This window comes from Burkholderia sp. PU8-34, from assembly GCF_053427725.1.
Genome location: NZ_JBSAXC010000079.1, coordinates 1 through 424, shown reverse-complemented (window position 1 = coordinate 424; position 424 = coordinate 1). Strand labels below are relative to the sequence as shown.

Genomic DNA, 424 nt, shown 5'->3' with positions numbered 1-424 from the left:
GACCTCCGGCAAGATCTACGTCGACGGCGAGGACCTCGCGTCGCTGCCGCCGTACCGCCGCCCGGTGAACATGATGTTCCAGTCGTACGCGCTGTTCCCGCACATGTCGGTCGAGTCGAACGTCGCGTTCGGCCTGAAGCAGGAAGGCACGCCGAAGAACGAGATCAAGGAACGCGTGGCCGATGCGCTCGCGCTCGTGCAGATGAGCAAGTACGCGCAGCGCAAGCCGCACCAGCTGTCCGGCGGCCAGCAACAGCGCGTGGCGCTGGCCCGCTCGCTCGTGAAGCGCCCGAAGCTGCTGCTGCTCGACGAGCCGATGTCCGCGCTCGACAAGAAGATCCGCCAGAAGACCCAGCTCGAACTGGTGAACATCATCGAGAAGGTGGACGTGACCTGCGTGATGGTCACGCACGACCAGGAAGAG

The 424-nt window shown here is 64.9% G+C and carries 1 protein-coding gene; it reads left to right on the top strand.

Annotated elements, in window-relative coordinates:
* A partial coding sequence (locus ACV22Z_RS35790; RefSeq protein WP_448080950.1) for an ABC transporter ATP-binding protein occupies nucleotides 1-424 on the top strand: 424 nt, incomplete at both ends.